General features: G+C 63.9%; 21 protein-coding genes, 1 tRNA gene and 1 pseudogene. 14 read left to right on the top strand and 9 right to left on the bottom strand.

Features of this window, described 5'->3' with window-relative positions:
* Positions 1-23: 23 nt before the first annotated feature.
* From NKH97_RS12300 to NKH97_RS12285, 4 genes are read left to right on the top strand one after another with little or no spacing between them, the layout of a single operon-like run.
* Positions 24-1,121 carry a microcin C ABC transporter permease YejB gene (locus NKH97_RS12300; RefSeq protein ID WP_013527941.1) on the top strand — a complete coding sequence of 366 codons (1,098 nt, stop codon included), beginning with the start codon at positions 24-26 and terminating at the stop codon, positions 1,119-1,121.
* Positions 1,121-2,266, top strand: a complete 1,146-nt coding sequence (locus tag NKH97_RS12295; protein WP_023811446.1) for an ABC transporter permease — start codon at positions 1,121-1,123, stop codon at positions 2,264-2,266. Before NKH97_RS12300 ends, NKH97_RS12295 begins: the two co-directional genes overlap by 1 nt.
* Positions 2,263-3,894 carry an ABC transporter ATP-binding protein gene (locus tag NKH97_RS12290; RefSeq protein ID WP_023811447.1) on the top strand — a complete coding sequence of 544 codons (1,632 nt, stop codon included), beginning with the start codon at positions 2,263-2,265 and terminating at the stop codon, positions 3,892-3,894. The genes NKH97_RS12295 and NKH97_RS12290 overlap by 4 nt, the downstream gene beginning before the upstream one ends.
* A gap of 29 nt (positions 3,895-3,923) precedes the next feature.
* A complete protein-coding gene (locus NKH97_RS12285; protein WP_023811448.1) occupies positions 3,924-4,865 on the top strand; it encodes a 2-hydroxyacid dehydrogenase in 942 nt (313 codons plus the stop codon).
* A gap of 11 nt (positions 4,866-4,876) precedes the next feature.
* Here NKH97_RS12285 and NKH97_RS12280 read toward each other — a convergent pair.
* From NKH97_RS12280 to NKH97_RS12270, 3 genes and pseudogenes are all read right to left on the bottom strand, one after another.
* A pseudogene (locus NKH97_RS12280) lies at positions 4,877-5,404 on the bottom strand (P-loop NTPase family protein).
* A gap of 63 nt (positions 5,405-5,467) precedes the next feature.
* Positions 5,468-5,830 carry a hypothetical protein gene (locus NKH97_RS12275; RefSeq protein ID WP_023811449.1) on the bottom strand — a complete coding sequence of 121 codons (363 nt, stop codon included), beginning with the start codon at positions 5,828-5,830 and terminating at the stop codon, positions 5,468-5,470.
* Positions 5,831-6,194: 364 nt separating this feature from the next.
* Entirely contained in the window at positions 6,195-7,112 is a 918-nt protein-coding gene (locus NKH97_RS12270; protein WP_023811450.1) for a class I SAM-dependent DNA methyltransferase, read from the bottom strand.
* 106 nt (positions 7,113-7,218) lie between these two features.
* On the opposite strand from NKH97_RS12270, the gene NKH97_RS12265 reads away from it, so the two are divergent.
* Positions 7,219-8,229 carry a ligase-associated DNA damage response exonuclease gene (locus NKH97_RS12265; RefSeq protein WP_352797002.1) on the top strand — a complete coding sequence of 337 codons (1,011 nt, stop codon included), beginning with the start codon at positions 7,219-7,221 and terminating at the stop codon, positions 8,227-8,229.
* 235 nt (positions 8,230-8,464) lie between these two features.
* Positions 8,465-10,066, top strand: a complete 1,602-nt coding sequence (locus NKH97_RS12260) for a cisplatin damage response ATP-dependent DNA ligase (RefSeq protein ID WP_023811452.1) — start codon at positions 8,465-8,467, stop codon at positions 10,064-10,066.
* Positions 10,067-10,079: 13 nt separating this feature from the next.
* Here the strand turns inward: NKH97_RS12260 and NKH97_RS12255 are convergent, their stop codons facing one another.
* Complete coding sequence (locus tag NKH97_RS12255; protein ID WP_352773451.1) at positions 10,080-11,219, bottom strand: hypothetical protein; 1,140 nt, start codon at positions 11,217-11,219, stop codon at positions 10,080-10,082.
* A 334-nt stretch (positions 11,220-11,553) separates the two neighbouring features.
* On the opposite strand from NKH97_RS12255, the gene NKH97_RS12250 reads away from it, so the two are divergent.
* The 8 genes from NKH97_RS12250 (at position 11,554) to NKH97_RS12215 (ending at position 16,415) form a co-directional block, all read left to right on the top strand.
* Positions 11,554-11,629: transfer RNA gene (locus NKH97_RS12250), tRNA-Thr, on the top strand.
* A gap of 131 nt (positions 11,630-11,760) precedes the next feature.
* Positions 11,761-11,949, top strand: a complete 189-nt coding sequence (locus NKH97_RS12245; protein ID WP_023811455.1) for a YodC family protein — start codon at positions 11,761-11,763, stop codon at positions 11,947-11,949.
* Between the two features lie 163 nt (positions 11,950-12,112).
* A complete protein-coding gene (locus NKH97_RS12240) occupies positions 12,113-12,544 on the top strand; it encodes an EF-hand domain-containing protein (protein ID WP_352773453.1) in 432 nt (143 codons plus the stop codon).
* A gap of 45 nt (positions 12,545-12,589) precedes the next feature.
* Positions 12,590-13,132, top strand: a complete 543-nt coding sequence (locus NKH97_RS12235; protein ID WP_023811457.1) for an RNA polymerase sigma factor — start codon at positions 12,590-12,592, stop codon at positions 13,130-13,132.
* A gap of 86 nt (positions 13,133-13,218) precedes the next feature.
* On the top strand, positions 13,219-13,665 hold the full coding sequence (locus NKH97_RS12230) for a hypothetical protein (protein WP_352610779.1): 447 nt from the start codon (positions 13,219-13,221) through the stop codon (positions 13,663-13,665).
* Complete coding sequence (locus tag NKH97_RS12225) at positions 13,662-14,117, top strand: periplasmic heavy metal sensor (protein WP_352610780.1); 456 nt, start codon at positions 13,662-13,664, stop codon at positions 14,115-14,117. The genes NKH97_RS12230 and NKH97_RS12225 overlap by 4 nt, the downstream gene beginning before the upstream one ends.
* 112 nt (positions 14,118-14,229) lie before the next feature.
* Positions 14,230-14,517, top strand: a complete 288-nt coding sequence (locus tag NKH97_RS12220; RefSeq protein WP_023811460.1) for a GCG_CRPN prefix-to-repeats domain-containing protein — start codon at positions 14,230-14,232, stop codon at positions 14,515-14,517.
* A gap of 161 nt (positions 14,518-14,678) precedes the next feature.
* Complete coding sequence (locus NKH97_RS12215) at positions 14,679-16,415, top strand: sulfatase-like hydrolase/transferase (RefSeq protein WP_352796993.1); 1,737 nt, start codon at positions 14,679-14,681, stop codon at positions 16,413-16,415.
* Positions 16,416-16,419: 4 nt separating this feature from the next.
* Here NKH97_RS12215 and NKH97_RS12210 read toward each other — a convergent pair whose 3' ends face one another.
* The 5 genes from NKH97_RS12210 to NKH97_RS12190 are packed head-to-tail and all read right to left on the bottom strand — an operon-like array spanning position 16,420 to position 23,051.
* Positions 16,420-18,000: an indolepyruvate oxidoreductase subunit beta family protein gene (locus tag NKH97_RS12210; RefSeq protein WP_352796990.1), complete on the bottom strand. Its 1,581-nt coding sequence runs from the start codon at positions 17,998-18,000 to the stop codon at positions 16,420-16,422.
* Positions 17,993-20,146: a thiamine pyrophosphate-dependent enzyme gene (locus tag NKH97_RS12205; protein WP_352796988.1), complete on the bottom strand. Its 2,154-nt coding sequence runs from the start codon at positions 20,144-20,146 to the stop codon at positions 17,993-17,995. Before NKH97_RS12205 ends, NKH97_RS12210 begins: the two co-directional genes overlap by 8 nt.
* A gap of 44 nt (positions 20,147-20,190) precedes the next feature.
* The gene (locus NKH97_RS12200; RefSeq protein ID WP_023811464.1) at positions 20,191-20,673 is read right to left on the bottom strand and encodes a MarR family winged helix-turn-helix transcriptional regulator; all 483 of its coding nucleotides are present in this window, start codon (positions 20,671-20,673) and stop codon (positions 20,191-20,193) included.
* Positions 20,673-22,244: a phytoene desaturase family protein gene (locus NKH97_RS12195; RefSeq protein ID WP_352773466.1), complete on the bottom strand. Its 1,572-nt coding sequence runs from the start codon at positions 22,242-22,244 to the stop codon at positions 20,673-20,675. Before NKH97_RS12195 ends, NKH97_RS12200 begins: the two co-directional genes overlap by 1 nt.
* A 15-nt stretch (positions 22,245-22,259) precedes the next feature.
* The gene (locus NKH97_RS12190) at positions 22,260-23,051 is read right to left on the bottom strand and encodes a cyclase family protein (protein ID WP_128305660.1); all 792 of its coding nucleotides are present in this window, start codon (positions 23,049-23,051) and stop codon (positions 22,260-22,262) included.
* Between the last annotated feature and the right edge of the window lie 45 nt (positions 23,052-23,096).

Here is a 23,096-nt window from a genome sequence, read left to right as displayed (position 1 = left end):
GCTCAACGAGGGCAGAAGGCCTGATGGGCGCCTATATCCTGCGCCGCATCCTTTTGATGATCCCGACGCTGTTCGGCATCATGGCGATATCCTTCGCCGTCATCCAGTTCGCCCCCGGCGGTCCGGTCGAACAGGTCATCGCCCGGCTGACCAATCAGGGCGGCAGCGACCGCCTCGGCGGCGGTGGTGGCGACGCGGGCGCTGGCGGCAATTTCGATGCCGCCGGCGACGTCAGTTCCAAATATCGCGGTGCGCAGGGACTCGATCCGGAATTCATCAAGAAGCTGGAGAAGCAGTTCGGCTTCGACAAGCCGCCGCTCGAGCGCTTCGGCATGATGCTTTGGAATTACGCCCGCTTTGATTTCGGCGACAGCTATTTCCGCGACATTTCGGTGCTCGACCTGATCCTGGAGAAAATGCCGGTGTCGATCTCGATCGGGCTGTGGATCACGCTGTTGTCCTACCTGATCTCGATCCCGCTCGGCATCCGCAAGGCGGTCAAGGACGGCACTCCCTTCGACGTCTGGACCAGCGGCGTCGTCATTGTCGGCTATGCCATTCCGGGCTTCCTGTTCGGCATCATGCTGATGGTGCTGTTTGCCGGCGGGTCTTTCTGGGACTGGTTTCCGTTGCGCGGCCTCACCTCGGACAATTGGGATCAATTGTCCTGGTGGGGAAAGATCGTCGACTATTTCTGGCACATGACCTTGCCGCTGACCGCACTGGTGCTATCGGCCTTCGCCACCACGACGCTGCTGACCAAGAACTCGTTCCTCGAAGAAATCCGCAAGCAGTATGTGGTGACGGCGAGGGCCAAGGGTCTGTCGGAACGGCAGGTGCTCTACGGCCACGTCTTCCGCAACGCCATGCTGATCGTCATCGCCGGCTTTCCCGGCGCCTTCATCTCGGCTTTCTTCACCGGCTCGCTGCTGATCGAGAACATCTTTTCCCTCGATGGCCTCGGCCTGCTCGGCTTCCGGTCGGTGGTCGAGCGCGACTATCCCGTGGTGTTCGCCAACCTCTACATCTTCTCGCTGCTGGGGCTGTTCGTCGGTCTCTTGTCCGACCTGCTCTACACCTGGGTCGATCCGCGCATCGATTTCGAGCGGAGAGACGTCTGATGTCGGAGGCTACAGTCCCCGTGGACGCGGCACCCGCGCGGATAAAGCGGCCGTTTCTGTCGCCGCTCAACAAGCGGCGCCTGCAGAACTTCAGAGCCAACCGGCGCGGCTACTGGTCGCTGTGGATCTTCCTCGTCCTGTTCGTGCTGTCGCTGTTTTCCGAGTTCATCGCCAACGACAAGCCGATCATCGCCTCCTACAAGGGCGAGATCCTGTTTCCGGTGCTGGTCGCCTACCCCGAGGAAAAATTCGGCGGTTTCTATGCCGTCACCGATTATCGCGACCCGGTCATCCAGGACGAGATCAACGCCAATGGCTGGATGATCTGGCCACCGGTGCGCTACTCCTATCAGACCGTCAACAACGCCATTCCGGAAGCAGCGCCGGCCAAGCCGTCGTGGCAGTATGACGCCACGAAGCGCTGCAACCAGTATCCGCAGGGTGCCGCCGACCCGGCCTGCATGGTCGGCAACTGGAATTGGCTCGGCACCGACGACCAGGCGCGCGACGTGCTGGCGCGCGTCATCTACGGTTTCCGCATTTCGGTGCTGTTCGGCCTGATCCTGACCGCCGGCTCGGCCTTGATCGGCGTCGCGGCCGGCGCCGTGCAAGGCTATTTCGGCGGCTGGACGGATCTCTTGTTCCAGCGTTTCATCGAAATCTGGTCCGCCATCCCGGTGCTCTATCTCCTGCTCATCGTCGCCGCCATCCTGCCGCCGGGCTTCTTCATCCTGCTCGGCCTGATGCTGCTGTTCTCCTGGGTGGCGCTGGTCGGCGTGGTGCGGGCCGAGTTCCTGCGCGCCCGCAATTTCGAATATGTCAACGCGGCCCGGGCACTCGGCGTGCCCAACCGCACCATCATGTTCCGGCACCTGCTGCCCAACGCCATGGTGGCGACATTGACCTTCATGCCCTTCCTGCTCTCAGGCTCGATCTCGACGCTGACCTCACTCGACTACCTCGGCTTTGGCCTGCCGCCCGGCTCCGCCTCGCTCGGCGAACTGCTCAAGCAGGCGCAGCGGAACCTCAATGCGCCGTGGCTCGGCATCTCCGGCTTCGTCGTCATCTCGCTGATGCTGTCGCTGCTGGTCTTCGTCGGCGAGGCGACGCGCGATGCCTTCGATCCGCGCAAGACCTTCAGATGAGCGAAGCCCCCTTGCTCAGCGTACAGGACCTCAGCGTCGCCTTCAGCCAGGGCGGTAGCCAGTCGACGGCCGTCGACCACATCTCGTTCGACATCGCCAAGGGCGAGACGGTGGCGCTGGTCGGCGAATCCGGCTCCGGCAAATCGGTCTCGGCGCTTTCGGTGCTGAAGCTGCTGCCCTATCCAAGCGCCAGCCACCCCTCGGGAAAGATCCTGTTCCAGGGCGCCGACCTGCTGGCGATGAGCGAGAAGCAGTTGCGGCAGGTGCGCGGCAACAAGATCACCATGATCTTTCAGGAGCCGATGACCTCGCTCAATCCGCTGCACACGATCGAGCAGCAGATCGTCGAGATCCTGAAGCTGCATCAGGGCATGGCCGACCGCCCGGCCAAGGAACGCACACTGGCCTTGCTCAACGAGGTCGGCATCCGCGATCCGCACAAGCGCCTCGATGCCTATCCACACCAGTTGTCCGGCGGCCAGCGTCAGCGCGTGATGATCGCCATGGCGCTGGCCAACGAGCCCGAACTTCTGATCGCCGACGAGCCGACGACGGCACTCGACGTCACCGTGCAGGCGCAGATCCTCGAACTGCTGGCCGGCTTGAAGAGCCGCAAGGGCATGTCGATGCTGTTCATCACCCATGATCTCGGCATCGTGCGCAAGATTGCCGACCGCGTCTGCGTGATGACCAAGGGCAAGATCGTCGAGACCGGGCCGACCAAGGAGATCTTCGCCAATCCGCAGCATGCCTATACGCGGCATCTGCTGGCGGCCGAGCCGAAGGGCAAGCCGCCGGCCGCCAATGCCGCCGCCAAGCCTGTCATGACCGGCAAGGACATAAAGGTCTGGTTCCCGATCAAGCAGGGCTTCTTCCGCCGCACCGTCGACAATGTGAAGGCGGTCGACGGCATCGATGTCACCGTGCGCGCCGGCCAGACGCTTGGCGTGGTTGGCGAATCCGGCTCCGGCAAGACGACGCTCGGCCTGGCGCTGGCAAGAATGATTTCGTCGACCGGAACGATCCAGTTCAACGGTCGCGACATCAACCAGCTGACTTTCAACGCCATGCGGCCGCTCAGGCGCGAATTGCAGATCGTCTTCCAGGATCCGTTCGGCTCGCTCAGCCCGCGCATGTCGATCGCAGAGATCATCGAAGAAGGCCTCAAGATCCACGAGCCGAAGCTGTCGCCCGACGAGCGCGACGACAAGGTGGCCGCCGTGCTGAAGGAGGTCGGGCTAGACCCTGCGACACGCAACCGCTATCCGCACGAGTTTTCCGGCGGCCAGCGCCAGCGCGTCGCCATCGCACGCGCCATGGTGCTCAACCCGCGCTTCGTCATGCTGGACGAGCCGACATCGGCACTTGACATGAGCGTGCAGGCGCAGGTCGTCGATCTGCTGCGCAGCCTGCAGGCCAAGCACGATCTCGCCTATCTCTTCATCAGCCATGATTTGAAAGTCATCCGGGCGCTGGCCAACGACGTCATCGTCATGCGCAATGGCCGGATCGTCGAAGCCGGTCCTTCCCAGCAGATTTTTGAAAATCCGCAAACCGACTATACTCGGGCGCTGATCTCGGCCGCCTTCAAAATCGAGACGGCACCGGTCGGCATCGTCAGCGAGTGATTTGCGTAGAGAGGGACTAAAAGACCGCAATGGAAAAAGGCCGTATCCTGCTTGCCGTCACCGGCTTTCATCCGCAGCGCTGGCGCGAGCTCCTGTCGGCCGAGCGCGAGGTGGTGCTGGAGCCCGACGGCGCCAGCGACCCGTCGATCACCTATGCCGTGGTGTGGAAGCAGAAGCCGAACCTGTTGTCGTCGCTGCCCAATCTGCGCGCCATCTTCTCGATCGGCGCCGGCGTCGATCATATCTTCGCCGATCCCGGCCTGCCCGATGTGCCGATCGTCAAGGTCGTCGCCGACAACCTCACCCAGTACATGACCGAATATGTCGTCTGGCGGGTTCTCGACCATCACCGCCAGGGCCTGCTCTACCGGTCGCAGCAGCCGAAGAAGATCTGGCACGAGCCGCAGCAGAGGCCTGCCGGTGACATTTCGGTTGGCATCATGGGCCTCGGCAGTCTCGGCCGCGCCGCGGCCTCGGTGCTTTTGTCGCTCGGCTTTGCCGTCAATGGCTGGTCGCGCACCGACAAGGCCATGGAAGGCGTCGCGACCTATTCCGGCGAAGCCGGGCTGATCCCCTTCCTCAAGGCAACCGACATCCTGGTCGTGCTTTTGCCGCTGACGCCGGAGACAAAGGGCATCATCAACTATGGCGTGCTGAAGGAATTGCGCAAACGCAACGGCCTCGGCGGCTCTGTGCTGATCAATGCCGGACGCGGCCGCCTGCAGAAGGATGCCGACATTTTGCGGGCACTGGATGACGGCACATTGAAGGAGGCAAGCCTCGACGTGTTCGAGGTCGAACCGCTGCCGAAGACCAGTCCGCTGTGGGGGCATCCAAAAGTGTTCGTGACGCCGCACGCGGCGGCGACCTCCGACCCTGTCCATTTGGCGCCGATTATGCTGCGCCAGATGGACGCCTTCGAGCGCGGCGAAAAGCTCGACAATCTGGTGGACCGCGAGGCAGGGTATTAACCAGGACAGCCTCATCGGGCCAGGTCCCACTCCCGGAAGCATTTCTTGATTGCCCGCAGTGACGACAACTGGACCTTTGGCAGATCGAGTTGTTCGAACATTGCCCGGTACCGGTTGCGATTTTTCGGTGTGGCCACGGTGATATGGTGGATCATATCCCATTTGATGCTGTCGTGCCCGCCCTCCTAGGCACCGCGCCGCTCAATCTCAAACAGTGTTCGCCTGATATAGCGCAGCAGGCTTGTCGGCGTCGATATATCCAACAAGATCAATCCCGTCGCTCGCAGAAAGCGTTGGGGCATGCAAACCGAATAATTTCCATCCATCACCCAACGCTCGCCGGCGATAGCGGCGTCATGCAAAGCAATGAATTCGTCCCTTGGGCGCGCTTCCCAATCCGTGTTCGGGAGATGGAAGAGTTGATCTAGATGAATAGTCGCCAGATCACGTTTGCGGGCAATCGCAGCGGCAAGGGTCGACTTGCCGCTGTTGGACGGCCCCAAGATACATATGCGGTCCCCTAGCTCCGAGAGATGCATCCGATCGTGCCCTACGAGGTGGTTTGTTGCCTGCGATTCTCAACCCGTGGCGGCCTCGGATCTTTAGCCAGGCAGGGCGAGTTTCTTCTGCTTGTCCGGCTGGCCGCATTCGCGGCGATCGATCGACCGGTTCATGGCATCGATCTCGCCGCTCGCCTTGTCGGTATCGCGTTTGGCCTTGGAGCGCATGTCAGGCGTGAACGGGCCGAAGCCCATCGCCGGATTGGAGAAGGTCGGCTTGGCCTTCGTCGGAAGGTTGTATTGCTGCGCCAAGCCGTTGCGCTGCGCCAGCAACTGGTCGCAGGGCACGTTGTCATATTGCAGGGAGGACTGGACGTTCGCATCCTGCTGTTCCGACATCGAAGTGCCGCCGACGCAGCCGGCGGTCAGCAGGCAAGAGGCCAAGATCATCATGTTCCAGCGCATCGACTATGCTCCTCCTGATATCCCACCCTGATGCGAGCAGATCGCAAATATCAGTCGCGCATGCAAATCGGACTTTTTCACAGCAAGAATGTTTGCGAGGTGGCGATAGACCCCTTCGCCGGCAGCTTGCCTGCCACAACGGCAGGGCTGCGAGTTCGGGGCAAAGGGTTCCTTCGGAGCCTTGGCCGGCGCGTGGCTGACGGAGCATCAAACGAAAAACCGCCTGTGCGGCGGGTGACTGGCACAAATCAGCACCATGGGCGAAAATGTATCATAGCTGAGGGCAGGATGTCAAGAAAAAATTCCTATCGCGCTGCCCGGCAAAACGGCGGACACCGCCGAACTGGCTGTCGCCAGGTCTTTGCTAGGCTGAGTTCGGAGCCCCGGCCACAACGATCAGCCCGTTGACGTGTTCCCCGCGATCCTGCCGGATCACGGTTGGTTCCAGTGACAGGACCGAAAGCCCGTTGGCGGCCAGGACCTCGCGCACATAGTGTTGCGCATGCGCATAGCGGCGCGACGGCAGCAGCATGAAATCGCCGTCGCCAGCCAGCGTCTCCACGGAAAATGCGAACAGGCCATCCGTGGCCAGCAGCCCGGCAATCGTCTTCACCACGCCGCCCAACGCGCCGACATAGATGAAAACATCGGCCACCGTCACCAGATCGGCTTTCGGACCGGCATAGGGAAAATCCCGCAGATCGGCCTTATCGAGGAAATCGTAGACGCCCTTGGTCCGCGCCTTTCTCAGCATCCTGGCCGAAATGTCATATCCCTCCAGCCGGTCGGCGATCGGCCGCAGCCTCTGTCCCGTCAGGCCGGTGCCGCAGCCAAGATCGAGCGCCAGCGCGAAGCGGCCCGGCCTTGCCGCTCGAATGGCTTGGTCGAGCATCTCAGGCAGCCGGTACCCCAGCCTGCCGACCAGGGACTCGTCGAAGCTCTCGGCATAATGGTCGAACAGTGTCTCGACGAAGGCGCTGGGGAGCGCGTCGAGCGCCGGCGCCTTGCCGATCAATTGCAGGTTCAGTGCAGCGCCTTGACGATCCGATGGATCGAGCTGCAGCGACATCGTCCAGGCCTGTGCAGCCAGATCCGCCGCGCCCGCCGCCTGCTGCATCTCACCGAGGCGAAACCAGCCCATGGCCCATTGCGGTGTCATTTCCAGCGCGCCGAGCAGCAATTCCGCCGCTGCTGCGTGATCGCCATCCGCGTGCAGCATCTCGGCATAATCGGCACGACGATCGGCGTTTAAGTCGCCGGACGAGGCTTGAAGCGGTTTCATGGCGATGGGTCCTGCCGGCGGATCGAGCCGGCGGTGCTCTATGCGGGAGTCAGCAGTGAGTTACAACAGGCTTCCCGCCGCGGAATTATATCCTATCTTGGGGATCATGCGCCCCAGCGACCTGCTTCATCCCCGGCCCGAGGGCCTCTATTGCCCGCCGGGCGATTTCTTCATCGACCCGGTCCGGCCGGTCAACCGGGCACTGATCACGCATGGCCATTCCGATCACGCACGTTCCGACCACCGCTCGGTGCTGGCGACGCGGCAGACGCTCGACATTATGGGCCTGCGCTACGGCGAGAATTTCGCTGGCGCGACGCAAGCGGCACAGCTCGGCGAGACGATTGCACTCAATGGCATCAGCGTCAGCTTCCATCCAGCCGGCCATGTGCTGGGCTCGGCGCAGATAGCGGTCGAGCATCAGGGCACGCGCATCGTCGCTTCCGGCGACTACAAGCGGCAGAGAGACGCGACCTGCGCGCCATTCGAGCCGATCCAGTGCGATGTGTTCATCACCGAAGCGACCTTCGGCCTGCCGGTGTTTCGCCATCCCCCCGATACCGAAGAGATCGCCCGCCTGCTGAAATCGGCAGCGCAGTTCCCCGAGCGCTCGCATCTGGTCGGCGCCTATGCGCTGGGCAAGGCGCAAAGGGTGATGCGGCTGTTGCGCGACGCCGGCTACGACAGGCCGCTCTACATCCATGGCGCGCTGGCCAAACTCAGTGAGTATTACCAGAGCCAAGGCATAGACCTTGGGCAACTGGAGCCGGCAACCGTCGAAAGCGGGGGCAAGGATGATTTTACCGGCGCCATCGTCGTCGGCCCGCCATCGGCCTTCGCCGACCGCTGGGCGCGGCGCTTTCCCGATCCGATCTCGTGCTTCGCGTCAGGCTGGATGCGCATTCGCCAGCGCGCCAAGCAAGGCGGCGTCGAACTGCCGCTGATCATCTCGGACCATGCCGACTGGGATGAGCTGACCGCCACCATTAGGGAGACCGGAGCCGAGGAAATCTGGGTGACGCATGGCCGCGAGGAAGCGCTGGTGCGCTGGTGCGAGCTCGAAGGCATCGCGGCGCGACCACTGCACCTGGTAGGGTACGAGGACGAGGGCGATTGATGCTAGTTGCTGATCCACCAATCACCGGCGCCGCGATCCTTCACACCCCCCTCTGGCCTGCCGGCCATCTCCCCCGCAAGGGGGGAGATCAGATGTCACCGCCGCTTTCGCTAATCACCAACCGCGCAAGGAGAGTGCTGGCATCGAAGCTGTCAATCTCCCCCCTTGCGGGGGAGATGTCCGGCAGGACAGAGGGGGGTGTGCCGAAGTGCCAAGCCCATCCAGTAGTGTCACCATGAACCGCTTCGCCGAGCTTCTCGACCGCCTGGTGCTGACGCCGTCGCGCAATGGCAAGCTGACCTTGCTGACCGACTATTTCCGAGCCGTGGAGGATCCCGATCGCGGGCTGGCGCTGGCTGCCATCACCGGCGATCTCCACATTGCCGCGGTCAAGCCGGCGATGCTGCGCATGCTGGTCACCGAGCGCATGGATCCGGTGCTGTTCGGCTATTCCTACGACTATGTCGGCGATCTCGCCGAAACGGTGTCGCTGGTCTGGCCGCAAACGCCCGGAAACCTTCCGAACCGCGAGCCGACGCTTGGCGAGGTCGTGGCCAGACTGCAGGCGGCGAGCCGCTCCGACGGGCCGAAGGTACTGGCCGGGCTGCTCGACAGCGCCGGCACCTCGGCGCGCTTTGCCATCATCAAATTGGTCACCGGCGGGCTGCGCATCGGCGTATCGGCGCGGCTGGCCAAACAGGCGCTGGCCGATTTCGGCAAGGTCGAAGTGGCCGAGATCGAGGAGCTCTGGCACGGGCTGTCACCGCCTTACACAGCGCTGTTCGCGTGGCTGGAGGGCAAGGCCGAAAAGCCCAGGAACACGGCGTTGGCATTGTTTCGCCCGGTAATGCTGTCGAACCCGCTCAGTGAAGGCGATCTCGAAAAGCTCGATCCGGCGGATTATGCCGCAGAATGGAAATGGGACGGCATCCGTGTCCAGGCGGTGGCCGAGGGCGGCATCCGCCGGCTCTATTCGCGCACCGGCGATGACGTTTCGGGTGCCTTTCCGGACCTCGCCGATGCCATGCATTTTTCCGCAACGCTGGACGGCGAACTGCTTGTCGGCGATCCCCGGCAGGCGACGGGAACGTTCTCGGATCTGCAGCAGCGGCTGAACCGCAAGACGGTGACACCGAAGATGCAGCAGCAATACCCGGCCTTCATGCGCTGCTACGATCTGCTCCAGGTCGGCGGCGAGGATCTGCGCGCGCTGTCGTTTCGCGAGCGGCGCGGCCGGCTGGAAGCGTTTGTCGGAACGCTCGACCCGAGCCGTTTCGATATTTCGCCATTCGTCGACTTCACGGATTGGCAAACGCTGGAGGAACTGCGCCGGGTGCCGCCGCATCCGATCATCGAAGGCGTCATGCTGAAGCGCTGGGACTCAGCCTATGTCGCCGGCCGGCCGAAAGGTCCATGGTTCAAATGGAAACGCGATCCGCACACGGTGGACGCCGTGCTGATGTATGCCCAGCGCGGCCACGGCAAACGCTCGAGCTTCTATTCCGACTATACGTTCGGTGTCTGGACAGGTGCCGAAGGCGAGGAGGAACTGGTGCCGGTCGGCAAGGCCTATTTCGGCTTCACCGATGCGGAGCTGAAGCAGATCGACAAATATGTCCGCGACAACACGATCGAGCGTTTCGGGCCGGTGCGTTCGGTGCGGGCCGACCGCGACAACGGCCTGGTGCTGGAAGTCGCCTTCGAAGGGCTGAACCGCTCGACCCGGCACAAATCCGGCGTCGCCATGCGCTTTCCCCGCATTTCGCGGCTGCGCTGGGACAAGCCGGCCAACGAGGCCGACCGCATCGAGACGCTGCAGGCGCTGCTCGACCGCTAGCCGTTCAGCGCTCTTACGGCTCGATCGAAACGCGGATTTCGTAGATGTCCGCGGCCTTACCCTGCTTGTCGAAGTCGGAATTGATGGCAATGGTGCCGGCCGAGCCCGGATGCTTGTCCGGAAACTGCACATCGAACAGATATTCGTTCTGCTGCTGGCCGACCGCATAGCGCTTGCGGCCGCAGTCGCCGAGTTCGCCGAAATTGCAGTCGACCGAAATCTGCGTCTCCTTGCCTTCTTCGGAGCGGGCAATGATGTCGAACACGGCATGTTTGCCGGCGAGCTTCTCCAGCACGCCTTGTCCGACGTCGAAACTGATCGCCGAACCGGACGCGCCGGAACGGATGCGCAGGAACGAACCGGTATCGTCCTTCATCACCTCGGCCCTGGCGTCAGACGGCGCGCTGACATGGGATGCATCGGCCGGCGAAAACACATTGATCCAGTCGCGCGCCTGGTCCGCGGCGCCGGGTTTTGCCGGACCGCCGTCGGCCGGTGTGAAATCGTCGTCCTCGACGGTCGGCGGCGCCTGCGGCGGGGCGGTGTCGAGTTGCGCGGATGTCTTGAACACGCCGGTCTGCACGGCGAAGAACAGGCCGATGCCAACCGCGGCGAGCAGTGTCACGGTCAGGAAGATGGCGGTCAGCGGCAGGCGACGTCCCCTTATGCGCCGTTCATCGCGGTCGGGCGCCACTTCCGTCGTCGCACCGGCCGAGGCCGGAACCGACATGTCGATGGCCGGAGCATCGGGAAGCGTGGCGTCCGGCATGATATCGGGAACGACGGGCAGGACGCGGGAGCGCGGCGCATCGGCAGCGGATTGCACGGGTCCGTCGACGACGACATCGGGGGACGATGCCTGTCGGCCGGTTTCGACCGCGGGCGCCGGGTCCGCTCCGAGTTCGACCGCCGGTGCATCGCCCTGCGGGCCGGCATCCGGCACCGCCGGCAGGAACTCGGATTCGATTTCGGTGATTTTCGCCTGGATTGCCTTGCGGCGCTTGATGGCGACCTCAACGGTCACACCGGGATTGGCCTGGAGCGCGCGATCGAGCGCGGCAAAAGCCGAGCGATAGACCCTCTCGCGGAACGCGCGGTCCTCGGCATTGCCTTTCTCCAAGGCGTTCCGGATCGCTTTTTCGATCGCGTCCAAGCAGGTCCCTCTGTCTTTGCCAACCTTGCCGTGATCGTTAGCCGCAGGCGACCAATCAATCAACGGGCGAGCGGCGTATTCTGCCTCGCAGAGGTGTGCAAAGTCCATTCCGGCGCTGTTCCGGCAACAAAATCAGCATGCTTCGCCGATTTTCGCGCACAGGGAGCGCACGCACCGTGCGCCGTATTCCCTTGGCGATTGACTCGCGGACAAGGCGGCGGCGGCCGGCTTTCGAGGGTGCCATGACGCCGACGCAGGAATTGCCAAGTCGCATCTTGAATTCGCGCCCGGTTGCGTCTATCACCGCCGCATCTTGGAGGCCTTGGCTTCCCGGGCCGCTTTAGCTCAGTTGGTAGAGCACCGCATTCGTAATGCGGGGGTCGCGTGTTCGAGTCACGCAAGCGGCACCATTCCTCCTCCGTTTTGTCGTCTGCCCCTTCGCAGCTGGTGCAAAGGACTGCGACGCCGGCCTGGCAGATCTGCCATTGTCGAGACCCCGGTTTGGTGTGAAACTCATGGCCTCAGCATGGGAGGTCAAAAAATGCCCAACAATTTCAAGACCGGAGACGTCGTCAGGCTGAAATCCGGAGGCCCCAGGATGACGATCAGCGATGGCGCAGCCTCGGGCATGTATCTGTGCCACTGGTTCAATCGCGAGGGCGAGGTGTGGACCCCGCAACATGCCGGGTTCAAGCCCGAACAACTGATTGCGGCCGACCAGTCGGACTAGAGTTTCTTCCATCCCGATCAGATCGGGATGGGCACCCTCTGTTGTCCGGGCTTGAACGGATCAGCACGCGCGACCGACGGATTTTCCGGGTCGCGGCGTTTAACGGTTGAAGCGCGATGGCGGCACAAGCCGTCTGCGTCGCGCCAACCTGGAGACGCACAACATGATCAGTCGTTCGATATCAGTCGTTGCCTTGAGTTTGCAGACCGTTGCGGCTTTCGCCCAGGCAGCGACGCCGCCTGCACCGTCAACGGCCGCGCCACTTGCCGCGCCAGGCGCTTCGGGGACCAGGTCCGACATCACGCTGGCCAAATTCCAGAAGCGGCGCGAAAAGGCGATCATGGCGGCCGACACGGATGGCGACGGCAAGATCAGCCTGCTGGAATGGGACGCCTTTCAGACGAAGCGCAACGCCAAAGGCGACGCCGCCAAATCCTTCGCGCGGATCGATTCCAACCATGACGGCTTCATCGATCGCGCCGAACTCGATGCATTCTTCGCCAAGCGCTTCGCCCGGCTGGACAAGAATGCCGACGGCATTTTAACGGCCGACGAACTGCCGGGCCACAAAACCGCTCCCAAGCAGGAACAATGACCAAGAGGCAATGACGCGCGATGAACATCGGGAGTGCGCCGACTGATGGCTGCGGATCCGGACGAGGAGCTGGTTCGCCGTGTTGGCGCCGGCGAGCCCGCAGCCGTGCAAACGCTCGTCGCGCGCAAGCTGCCGCGTATCCTGGCGCTTGCCGTGCGCATGCTCGGCGATGCGGCGGAGGCCGAGGATGTCGCGCAGGAAACCTTCGTGCGGATCTGGCGCCATGCCGCGAGCTGGCGGCGCGGCAATGCGCGCTTCGACAGCTGGATCCACCGGGTGACGCTCAACCTTTGCTACGACCGGCTGCGTCGCAGGCGCGAATGGGTGACCGGCGACCTGCCGGACGTGGTCGACCCTGCGGCACTTCCCGACGCCCCTCGCCAAGAGGACGCGCTTCGGGTCGAACGGGCACTGCAAGCCATAGCGCCGCGCCAGCGCGAAGCGATCGTTCTGGTCTACTATCAGGAGATGTCCAATATCGAGGCGGCAGCGACCTTGCAGATCAGCGTCGATGCCCTGGAGAGCCTGCTTGCGCGCGGCCGGCGGTCGCTGCAGGCGATCCTGACGGGGGATGGCGCCGATGAGTAAGCACCGGGCAAGCACCAACGCACTACGGCCATTGCGCCTTGCTGGTGCCGCCTGGCGCTCGGCGCCGACGGGCAAGGAGGAGACACATGGCTGAAGGGTCCAGAAACGAAATGGATGCCAGGCGCTTTGCCGCCTTGGCACAGGCCTATGGCGGCGACTTGCGGCGATGGCCCGAGGCTGAGCGAATGGCCGGCACGGTCTTTGCCGCGAGCGGCGCGGGCAAGGCCATCTTGAGGCAGGCCGGGGCACTTGACGCGCTGCTCGACAGCTACCGCGTCGACGCCACGGACAAGGCGCTGCACAGCAGCATTCTGCAGGCTGCCGGCCGGCACCTCGTCCAGCGCCGGCGTCAGTGGTTCTGGTGGCTGGGACTTGGACTTGCCGGTATTGGTCTGGCCGGTGCCGTGGCAGGACTGGCCCTGGTGACCATCGTCACGCCGGAGGTCCAGCCGGACCATTATGTGCTGGATGCCAATGTGACGGCGTTTGGCGATGCCGGCCCCGATGCCGAGAACGGTGAGGAAAACCTATGAGCCCCCGCTGGATCCGTGGCCTGGTCATTGCTTCCGTGGTGCTGAACGTCTTTCTTGCAGGCGCATTTGCCGGCGGTGCGGTCTGGCTGAGAAATGCCAAATCGGGTGTCTCGCTGGAATCGGCTGGCCGACAGCTTCCCAACCAGGACCGCAAGGCGTTCCGCCTGGCGCTGCGCCAGGTTCGCGTGGAGTCCCGGCAGATCATTCTAGATGGCCAGCAGGCGAGGCAGGAGGCAGCGGACCTGTTGCAGCAGCCTGTCATGGACAAGGCCGCCTTGTCCGCCGCGCTGGAGCGGGCACGCAATGCCGATGTGACGGTGCGCAGCCGGCTTGAACAGGCCATTGTCGACTTCGCGGCGAACACGTCACACGAAAACCGGAGCGTGCTGGCACAGGCATTGCTGCGCCATATGGAACGCCGCGCCGCCGTTGCGCCGAAAAAATCGCCATGACGACCGACGGAAAAGGCCGGAGACGCCGTTTAACGATGCGAAGGGACAAGCCTGCCCGATCGCACCATGCAGGGCGGCCATCTTCAAACTCGAAAGCACTCGGAGTCCAATTATGAGTCGCCTGAAAAACTACGCAGCAGCCGCTATGCTGGCCCTCAGCGGAACGGTCGTGACAGCCACCGCGTCCAGCGCAATGCCCATCGTGTCCGTTGCCCAGCCGGCCGCCCAGGCATCGGTCGAGCATGTCCGCTGGGGCTGCGGCATCGGCTGGCATCCGAACAGATGGGGACGTTGCGTGCCGAGCGGCGTCGTCATCGTGCGCCCGCGCTACCACTACTGGCACGCTCCGGTCCACGTCTGGCATCCGCACCATCGCTGGCATCGCTGGCACCACTACTGATCGAAGCACGGTAGGGCCAGGCGCTTGTGAAACCTGGTCCCGCCGTTGCGGACAGCGCGATCCCCGGAATTAAGGTTAAATTCACTATAGATTTGTTCTCAGCCCGCAAATAATCGAAGAGTTTCCCGAAACTATGCTCAGGCATATTCATGGGAAAATCTGTGGCTCAGCTTCAAATCCTTGGGCGGGTGCTCTGTCATCCGCTGACGCTGGTCGTGGTCAGCTTAGCCGGTGTCTTCGCCGCCGGACGGGCCGAGCACGAATGGCTGTCGGTGCCGTTCTCGCTGGCGCTGGTGGCTGCCCTTGCCGGACTTCTCTTCCTGGCTTCGGGGCGCCTTGTCTTTTCCGTCTATCTCGCCTGGATGGGCATCGCTTTCATCACAGTGGTGTCAGCGATTAAATTCAGGATGAAGGGGTTTTCGCTGCACTTCTACGACACGGTCTTCGTGTCGAAGGATCCGGAAGTGTACCGCTTCCTGCTCGGCTCCTACCTCCATCTGATCGCGCCGGTCGTTGTTGCCCTGGTGCTCGGCATCGGGGCTGCGATCCTTCTGTTCCGGATCGATCGAAAAATCGGCTGGTCGGTGTCGGCACGCGTTCTGGTGATGTCGGCGCTCGTCGTCCTGGTGCCGCTGACCTTTCCGGCCGAGGCCTCGAAGGACCGCTATTTCTACTACATGCAGGGCCGGCACATGTCGGCCTTCTTCGTCTCGCTGCTGGATTTGCACAACCTCGTTGTTGAATCGGGCTTCGAAAAGCGGCTGCAAGCCGTCGCGCCGCAGCAGCCTTTTGCCGACACGGTCGATTGCGGCGACCGGGCTGATCTTCCCGACGTCTTTTTCGTGCTCAGCGAAAGCCAATCCGATCCCGGCTATTTTCCGCAGGTCGGCAATGGCGCGGGATTCCTGCAGAGGTTCGCACCGGGGGCCGGCACGCCGCATCCGATGCAGGTCGAGACATTTGGCGGCGGCACCTGGATCACCAATCTGTCGCTGATGACCGGCCTGTCGGCCACCGATTTCGGCTGGCGAAGCCCCTATCTGACCATCACCCTGCAGGACAAGGTCGCCGGCGCCTTGCCGGAGGTGCTGGCGCGCTGCGGCTATCGAACTGTCGTGATGACGCCGATGGACTTTTCGTTCGTCAATGAAGGGCCGTTCCTGAAATCGATCGGTTTCGAGACCGTGCTCGACATCAAGGACATCGCCGCGCCCTTCTACCACCTGCGCGATATCTTTTATTACCAGGCGGCCGAGGCATTCATCGCCAGGCACCGCAAGGAAGACGGCCGGCCGCTGTTCCTCGAAATCCAGACCATGTTTCCGCACTCCCCCTATGAGGGGCGGATGGAGCCCGAGTTGAAGGTCGAGGGCGAGCCTTTCTCGGGCGATTTCCAGGCCAATGAGTATCTGCGCCGGATGGCGGTAGCGCGCGGCGATTTCCAGCATTTCCTCGACAAGAGGGAAGCGGATGCCGGTGAACGCGGCGCCGTGGTGCTCGAGTTCGGCGATCACCAGTCGTCGGCGACCAAGCCGTTCGTCGACGCGATCGCCGGGGACGACGCCTTGGCGACCCCTGGCTCGCTTGCCTACCGCACCTTCTACACGCTCACCACCTTCAACCATCCTTTGCGCCATCCGATGCCTGACCTGGCGCCGCTCGACGTCGGCTTTCTCAGTGCAAGCCTGCTCGACGCGGCGGGCCTGCCGATGTCGCCTGTCATGGCCGATCTCGTGCGCCTGCGCGACCATTGCGGCGGCAGGTTCCATGGCTGCAAGGACAGGGCAGAAGTGGACGCGCATCTGCGCCGGCGCGTCGATTCAGGGCTGCTGCATCTGTTCCCGGAGGCGGTGCCGTTGCGTTCGCTGGCGCCGCTCCAATCGGTAGACGCCCGCTAGATATTCAGTCGATTTTATCCGGTCCCAGCGTCGCCACCGTCTTCAGCGCACCATCCAGCATGTCGCCCTTCTCGTCTTTCAGCGCCATCTCGCGCAGGCGGCGGATCCAGTCGGCGGCGTCCGTGCGGCCCTTGACCAGATCGAGCGCCGACAGCACCCGGTCGAATTTCGATTGCGCACGGACATGGGTGTCGCTGTAGCCCTTGATCAGGCGGCGGCAGTTGAGGATTTCGACCGCCAGCGCATAATCCCTAGGCACATGGTCGAGCGCCAGCGCGTACCAGCGATCAAGATGCGCGACCTCGACCTTGTGGCGCAGCAGACTACGGCGCCAACGGCGCAGGCCGCCGATGAACCACAGTGCTGCAAAGCCGGCAAAACTGTCGGTGCGGATGCGGCGGCCATGATTGATGCGGCGGTCGAGAAAGGCGGCGAGCTTCGGCCGGCTTTCGATGTAGCTGCCCAGTCCCGCCGGCAGCGTGCCGCAGAACTCCTCGATGCGCGGATGGAAATATTCGGTGACCTGCAGGATCGAGCCGTCCTTGACGCCGATCTCGCGGCGCACGCGTTTGTCACGCGTCGAGCGCGTCTTGAGATCGGCAACGCGGATCATGTCGTCGTAGCATAGGGCGTTGGCCAGATGCTTTGCGGCAGCGATGGACAGGCCATAGCCGCGGTTCGGCCCGTCCAGCGCGACGGCCTGGTCCAGCCAGTCGAGATACTCGCGCCCGTAAGCGATGTCCTGATAGTCGACGACCTTTCTCAAGCCCCGAAGTGCCATGTCGCGTACGGCCACCGGCAACAGGTCGATGCGGGCAGCCAAGGTCTGCCAGCCCTGCAGCAGGTTTTGCGGGCCACTCACCTGTCCTGTGCCCAGGGCAGATTCGACTATCGCGGGCTCGGCCGGCTTCGGCGCCGGTGCTGCCGTGCCGCGCGCGCGGTCAAACGCAGCGCCGAAGGCAGCGAGGCTGGCCTTGACGCCCCGGCCGCCGGCACCGATCGCCTGTTCGTAGCTCTCGCGGGTGAAGGGCAGCGCATCGGACCCCGCCAGCGCGCCAAGCAGGCTGGCCGAGATCATCGAACCATTGTCGGCGGCGATCTTTTCCATGTCGAAAGCGATGAAGCGCTTCGATGCTGCTTCCGCCGTCGCATGAACCTTGGAGGACGAGGCCCGGCCATCGCCCGGCTCGATCTTTTCCGACACGGCGGCGATGCGGTGCGAGGAGGCGATCAGCGTGGTCCGCTCGGGCGTGACGAAGCCGCGAATGATGGCACGGCCGGCTTCCATCAATTCGGCGGCGATCAGGATGTCGACGTCGCCCTGCGACGGCGACAGCGCGAAGACCGGCAGCCGGCCGGTGTCGCGGGCCATCTCCACATAGTAAATGGTGGCGCCAGTACGCTGGGCGACGCCGGCGACCGAGGTCGATTGCGCAACAAAGCCGTTGCGCTCGGCGACATCGGTGATCCAGTCGGCGAGCACGCCACCGCCCTGGCCGCCGACCGCCAGCACGGCGAGCTTGATGACACGCTCGCTATCCTGAGCACCGGCGCGGGCGCGAAGTGGGGGGACGGCGTCAAGCATCGGCGAAGGTCAGGTGCCGGCTTTCGCGGCGGCGCTGCAACAGGCTGATGGTGGCACGGCGCGCGGCTTCCAGGAAGCGATCCCAGCGGCTCGGATTGTGCACGACGTCGGCGCGATAGAAGGACGGGCACAGCACCGCCGCATCGGCGACCTCGCCGCAATTGCCGCAGCCGACGCAGCTCTGGTCGATATGCGCCACCGGATCGTCGCGCAACGGGTCGTCGAGCGACTTCACCGACAGCGACGGGCAGCCGGACAGCCGCATGCAGGCATGGTCGCCGGTGCAGATGTCCTCATCGACGCCGAACTTCGGCTTCACCACACGCTCGCCGCCCTTGATCGCCTTGTCGACCAGCGGCTTTTCGCGGCGCTGCCGGTTGAGCATGCATTCGGACGAGGCGACGATGACCTTCGGCCCCTTCTCGTCCGTCGTCAGCGCCTCGCGCAGCGTGTCCTGCATCTTGGTGACGTCATAGGTGCGGTCGACATGGCGCAGCCATTTGACGCCCATGCCTTTCACCGCCTCGGTGATCGGATGCTTGGTCGACTTAGTCTTGTTGCCGGCGCGGGACGACAGAATGTCCTGCCCGCCGGTGGCCGCCGAATAGAAATTGTCGACGATGACGATGACGCCGTCGTTCTTGTTGAACACCGCGTTGCCAATCGAGGAGGTCAGGCCGTTGTGCCAGAAGCCGCCATCGCCGACAAAGGAGATGGAGCGGCGCTTGGCATCCGGCGAATTGAACGCCGAGGCCGAGGCCGGCCCCAGCCCATAGCCCATGGTGGTGGCTCCGAGCTCGAAGGGCGGCATGATCGAGAACAGGTGGCAACCGATGTCGGAGGCGATGTGATGCTTTCCGAGCTCCTGCTCGACCAGCTTGGTCGCGGCAAAGATCGGCCGTTCCGGGCAGCCGATGCAGAAGCCCGGCGGACGGCCCGGCACGACATTGATCAGGTCGGCTGCGTCGACGCCATCGCCGACCTTGTTGGGCGCCCGCACTTCGCCGGGCAGCAGATGCGGCGCCTCGGCGCGCAGGAAGGCGCCGATGCCGTCGAGCATGACCTGGCCGGTGTATTCGCCGGCCATCGGCAAATGCTCCTTGCCGACCAGCCTGGTGCCGCGACCGGCCTTGTGCAGCATCGAAGCGAAGGCCTGTTCAATGTAGTTGGGCTGGCCTTCCTCGACGACCAGCACCGACTGCTTGCCCTCGCAGAAGGACAGGAACTCGTCATCAATCAAGGGATAGACGGCGTTGAGCACATAGAGCGGCACGTCGGTGTCGCCATAAGTGTCGGCAAGGCCTAGCCGCTGCAGCGCGCGGATGACCGAATTGTACATGCCGCCCTGCATGACGATGCCGACCGAGCCATGATCCGACCCGAAGAATTCGTTGATCTTGTTCTTGCGGATGAAATCGACCGCCGCCGGCCAGCGCTTCTGCACCTTCTCCTTCTCATGCAGGAAGGAAGCGGGCGGCAAAACGATGCGGCCGGTGTCGCGGCGCGGCGCGTCAAGCGCATCGGCGACCGTCATCGGCGGCCGCTTATTGTCCTTGGCGATGAAATGGCCGTGGACGTGGCAGCAGCGGATGCGAACCTGCAGCATGACCGGCGTGTTGGAAATCTCCGACAGTTCGAAACCGTCCTCCACCGCCTTGACAATCGACGGCAGGTTGGGGCGCGGGTCGAGCAGCCAGACCTGGCTTTTCATGGCGAAGGCATGACTGCGTTCCTGCATGATCGAGGAGCCTTCGCCATAGTCCTCGCCGACAATGATCAGCGCGCCGCCGGTGACGCCGCCGGAGGCGAGGTTGGCCAGCGCATCGGAGGCGACATTGGTGCCGACCGTCGACTTGAAGGTCGCCGCACCGCGGATCGGGTAATGCACCGAGGCGGCCAGCATGGCGGTGGCGGTGGCTTCGGAAGCGCTGGCTTCGAAGTGCACGCCGAGTTCGCCCAGAATGTCCTGTGCGTCGGCCAGCACGTCCATCAGATGGCTGATCGGCGCGCCCTGGTAGCCGCCGACATAGCCGACGCCGCATTGCAGCAGCGCTTTAGTGATGGCGAGGATGCCTTCGCCGGCAAATTCCTCGCCGGCACCCAGCCGAAGCTTTTCGACTTCCTTGGCAAAAGAGCGTTCGGCCATTTTTTCTCCTTCCGGTACCGCCCGGGGTTTGGCGACGCGTAGGTCTAGATGTCGTGCTTGCGAATGTTCTTCAGCATCTTCAAAAGCGTGGCGATAAGTGCGGAATATTCGGCGTCGTCGATATCGTCGAACATCGCCTCGAACGCGTCATGCATGGCCGGCCAGGCGCGCGCGAACTCGGCGCGGCCGTCGTCGGTCAGGAACACGTGGCGGATGCGGCTGTCGGTGACGCCCTGTTCGCGTCGTACCAGGCCCTGGCCCTCCAGCGAGTCGAGCGTCCGGCTCAAGGTCGACTGCTCGATGACCGTATAGACCGAGAGATCGTTGACGGTGATGCCGTCGGTGACCGACAGCACGGCCAGCGTGCGCACCTGCGGAATGGTCAGGCCCTGCTTGCGGAAATCGTCGCGCAAGGTGGCGTTATAGCGGCCCATGATGCGGTTCATCAGATAGGGCGCGAATTGCTGCAGGCCGATCTGCCCCAGGGTCGAAATGCGCTGGCGCTTCTCAGTGACCTTCTCTTCCATCACAGCCTCCCCGCAAGGAGAAAGCCGGAGCCGCCGCCAAGGCCGGCACCCGGATGGGTCGAGGCGCCGATATGGTAGAGGCCCTTGATGCCGGTCTGATGGTTGCGGCTGCTCTTGAACGGCCGCCACAGGAACGACTGGTCGATGGTCGAGGAACCGCCATAGGGGTCGCCGCCGACGAGATTGATGTTCATCGCCTCGAGATCGGCCGGCGAATAGGCACGGCGCGCGATCACGCTGGCCTTGAAGCCCTCAATGTGGCCGGCGAGGATGGCCTCGGCGCGATCGGCATAGGCTTCGCGTAGCGCAACGGTCCACTGCCCGTCTGCCGGTGCCTGCAGCTTGCCGGCTGCGTCACCCTTGATGTGGCGAGGCGCCTCGGGCAGTTGCAGCCACAGGATCGCCTTGCCTTCGGGGCAGCGCGACGGATCGAGCGCATGCGGCTGGCCGACACAGATGGTCGGCACCTCCGGCAGCATGCCGCGCGCCGCCTCGTTGCAGGCTTTCGAGACGCCATCCAGTCCCGGCGTCAGATGCAGCAGCGCCACCTTGTCCAGGCCTTCGCCCCGCCATGCGGGCGGCTTGCTCAGAGCATAATGGATCTGGAAATTGCCCTTGCCGTATCGGTATTTCTGCGTCGCCTCGACATCGGCTTTGGGTGCATCCGCGCCAAGCAGCCTGCCATAGAGCTGCGTCGGTGTAACCGAGCAGATGACGCCCTTGTTGGCCGTGATTGTCTCGCCCGAGGCCAGTCGCACGCCGGTCGCGCGGCCATTGCTTTGAACGATCGAAGCGACATCGGCGCCGGTGCGGATGTCGCCGCCGCGTTCCCGGATCAAAGCCTCGAAGGCCGCCAGCAGGTTTTTTGCCCCGCCCTTGACGATCGGCGCGCCCGCCGCCTCAAGCGCGAAGGCGATAACCCTGGCGATCTGGCCGGAAAAGGCGTCTTCGGGGCCGAGCCCGGCATGCAGCACCCAGGGCGCCCACAGCGCGCGGATGGTTTCGGACCGGTAGGTGTTTTCCAGCCAGCCGCGCGCCGGCACCAGTGCCTCGCCGAGAAAGGCGGCAAGACCGCGCGGGCCGCGCCGCCAGCCATCGCCGGCCAGCAGCTTGGCGGTCGGATAGGACCACAGGCTGCCGCCGAGCAAGCCGAACAGCAGGCCGGCATTGCGCTCGATGCCGCCGACATCATCCGCGTGCCGGTCACCGTCGCCTGCCGCGATCGCATTGAGGGCCGCGACGTTGGCAGCGCGGTCGGTGCGCAGCACGGCGTGGCTGCCGTCCGGCCGCAGCACGCCGGTCGGCGTGCCCGTGTGGCAGAACTCCAGCCCGTGCCGTGCAAGGTCGGCGCCCAGCGCCGCAAAGGCCGGCGAGGTGATGAACAGCACGAAGGTCGTCGCCATCACATCATGGATGAAGCCGGGCGCGGTGATCTCCTCGGTGCGCATGCAACCGCCAATGCGGTCGTTGCGCTCCAGGACGAGCACACGCGCCCCTTTGCCGCCGAGCATCGCCGCGCAGACCAGCGCGTTGATGCCGCTGCCGACGATGATGTGATCCGGCTGGGTCACGGCAAACGCTTTCGCTTAGCCCTTCGACACCAGCGCCAGCGCGCGGATCGGGCTGCCGGTGCCGTGTTCGATCTTCAGCGGCGCCGCGATCAGGATAGCGCCCTTCGGCGGCAGCTGGTCGAGGTTGCAAAGGCTGGCAAGACCGTAGCGGTTGGCCTTGTGCATCAGCGTGTGCGCCGGGAATGGCGGCTCCATGCCGCCGGCTTTGCCGGCATCCGTGCCGATCGTCTCCGAGCCCCAGCCCTTGATGTCCTTGCTGATCAGGAACTGGATGGCTTCGGCCGTCGGGCCGGGCGTGTGCGGGCCGGTCTCGTTGGCGTTGAGGAACTCGGCTTCCGAGCCGTTGCGCTTGTACCAGTCGGTGCGCATCACCACCCATTCGCCGGCATTGATCGCGCCATGCTTGGCTTCCCATGCCTTGATGTGGTCGACAGTGAGCAGGAAATCAGGGTCGGCGGCGGCTTCCTTCGAGCAGTCGATGACATTGACCGGGCCGACGAAGTTCTGCGCCGGAATGGTGTCGGTGGCACCGTCCGGATAATCCTTGCCGGAGATCCAGTGCTGCGGCGCATCGAAATGCGTGCCCGAATGCTCGCCGAGCTTCAGCCAGTTCCAGGCCCACCACGGACCGTTCTTGTCGTAACGGGAGATGTTGTGGATCTCGACCTTCGGCGTGTCGACGGCCAATTCCGGCGGCAGCTTGATCAATGGCGTGTCCGGCCCGAGTGGCGCCGACAGGTCGACCACCTTGATGGCGCCTGAAAGAAGCTGGCTGGCGACTTCGCCGAGGAGTTTTTGGGTGTCCATGGTCTGAAGTTCCCTCTTTCGTGTGATGATCAAGGCTCGTCTCGG

Origin of the sequence: Mesorhizobium sp. M0870, from assembly GCF_040319775.1 — a bacterium.
In the GTDB taxonomy this organism is placed as follows: Bacteria; Pseudomonadota; Alphaproteobacteria; order Rhizobiales; family Rhizobiaceae; genus Mesorhizobium.
The sequence above is the reverse complement of the archived record's forward strand: the minus strand, read 5'-3'. Positions and strand labels throughout refer to the sequence as shown.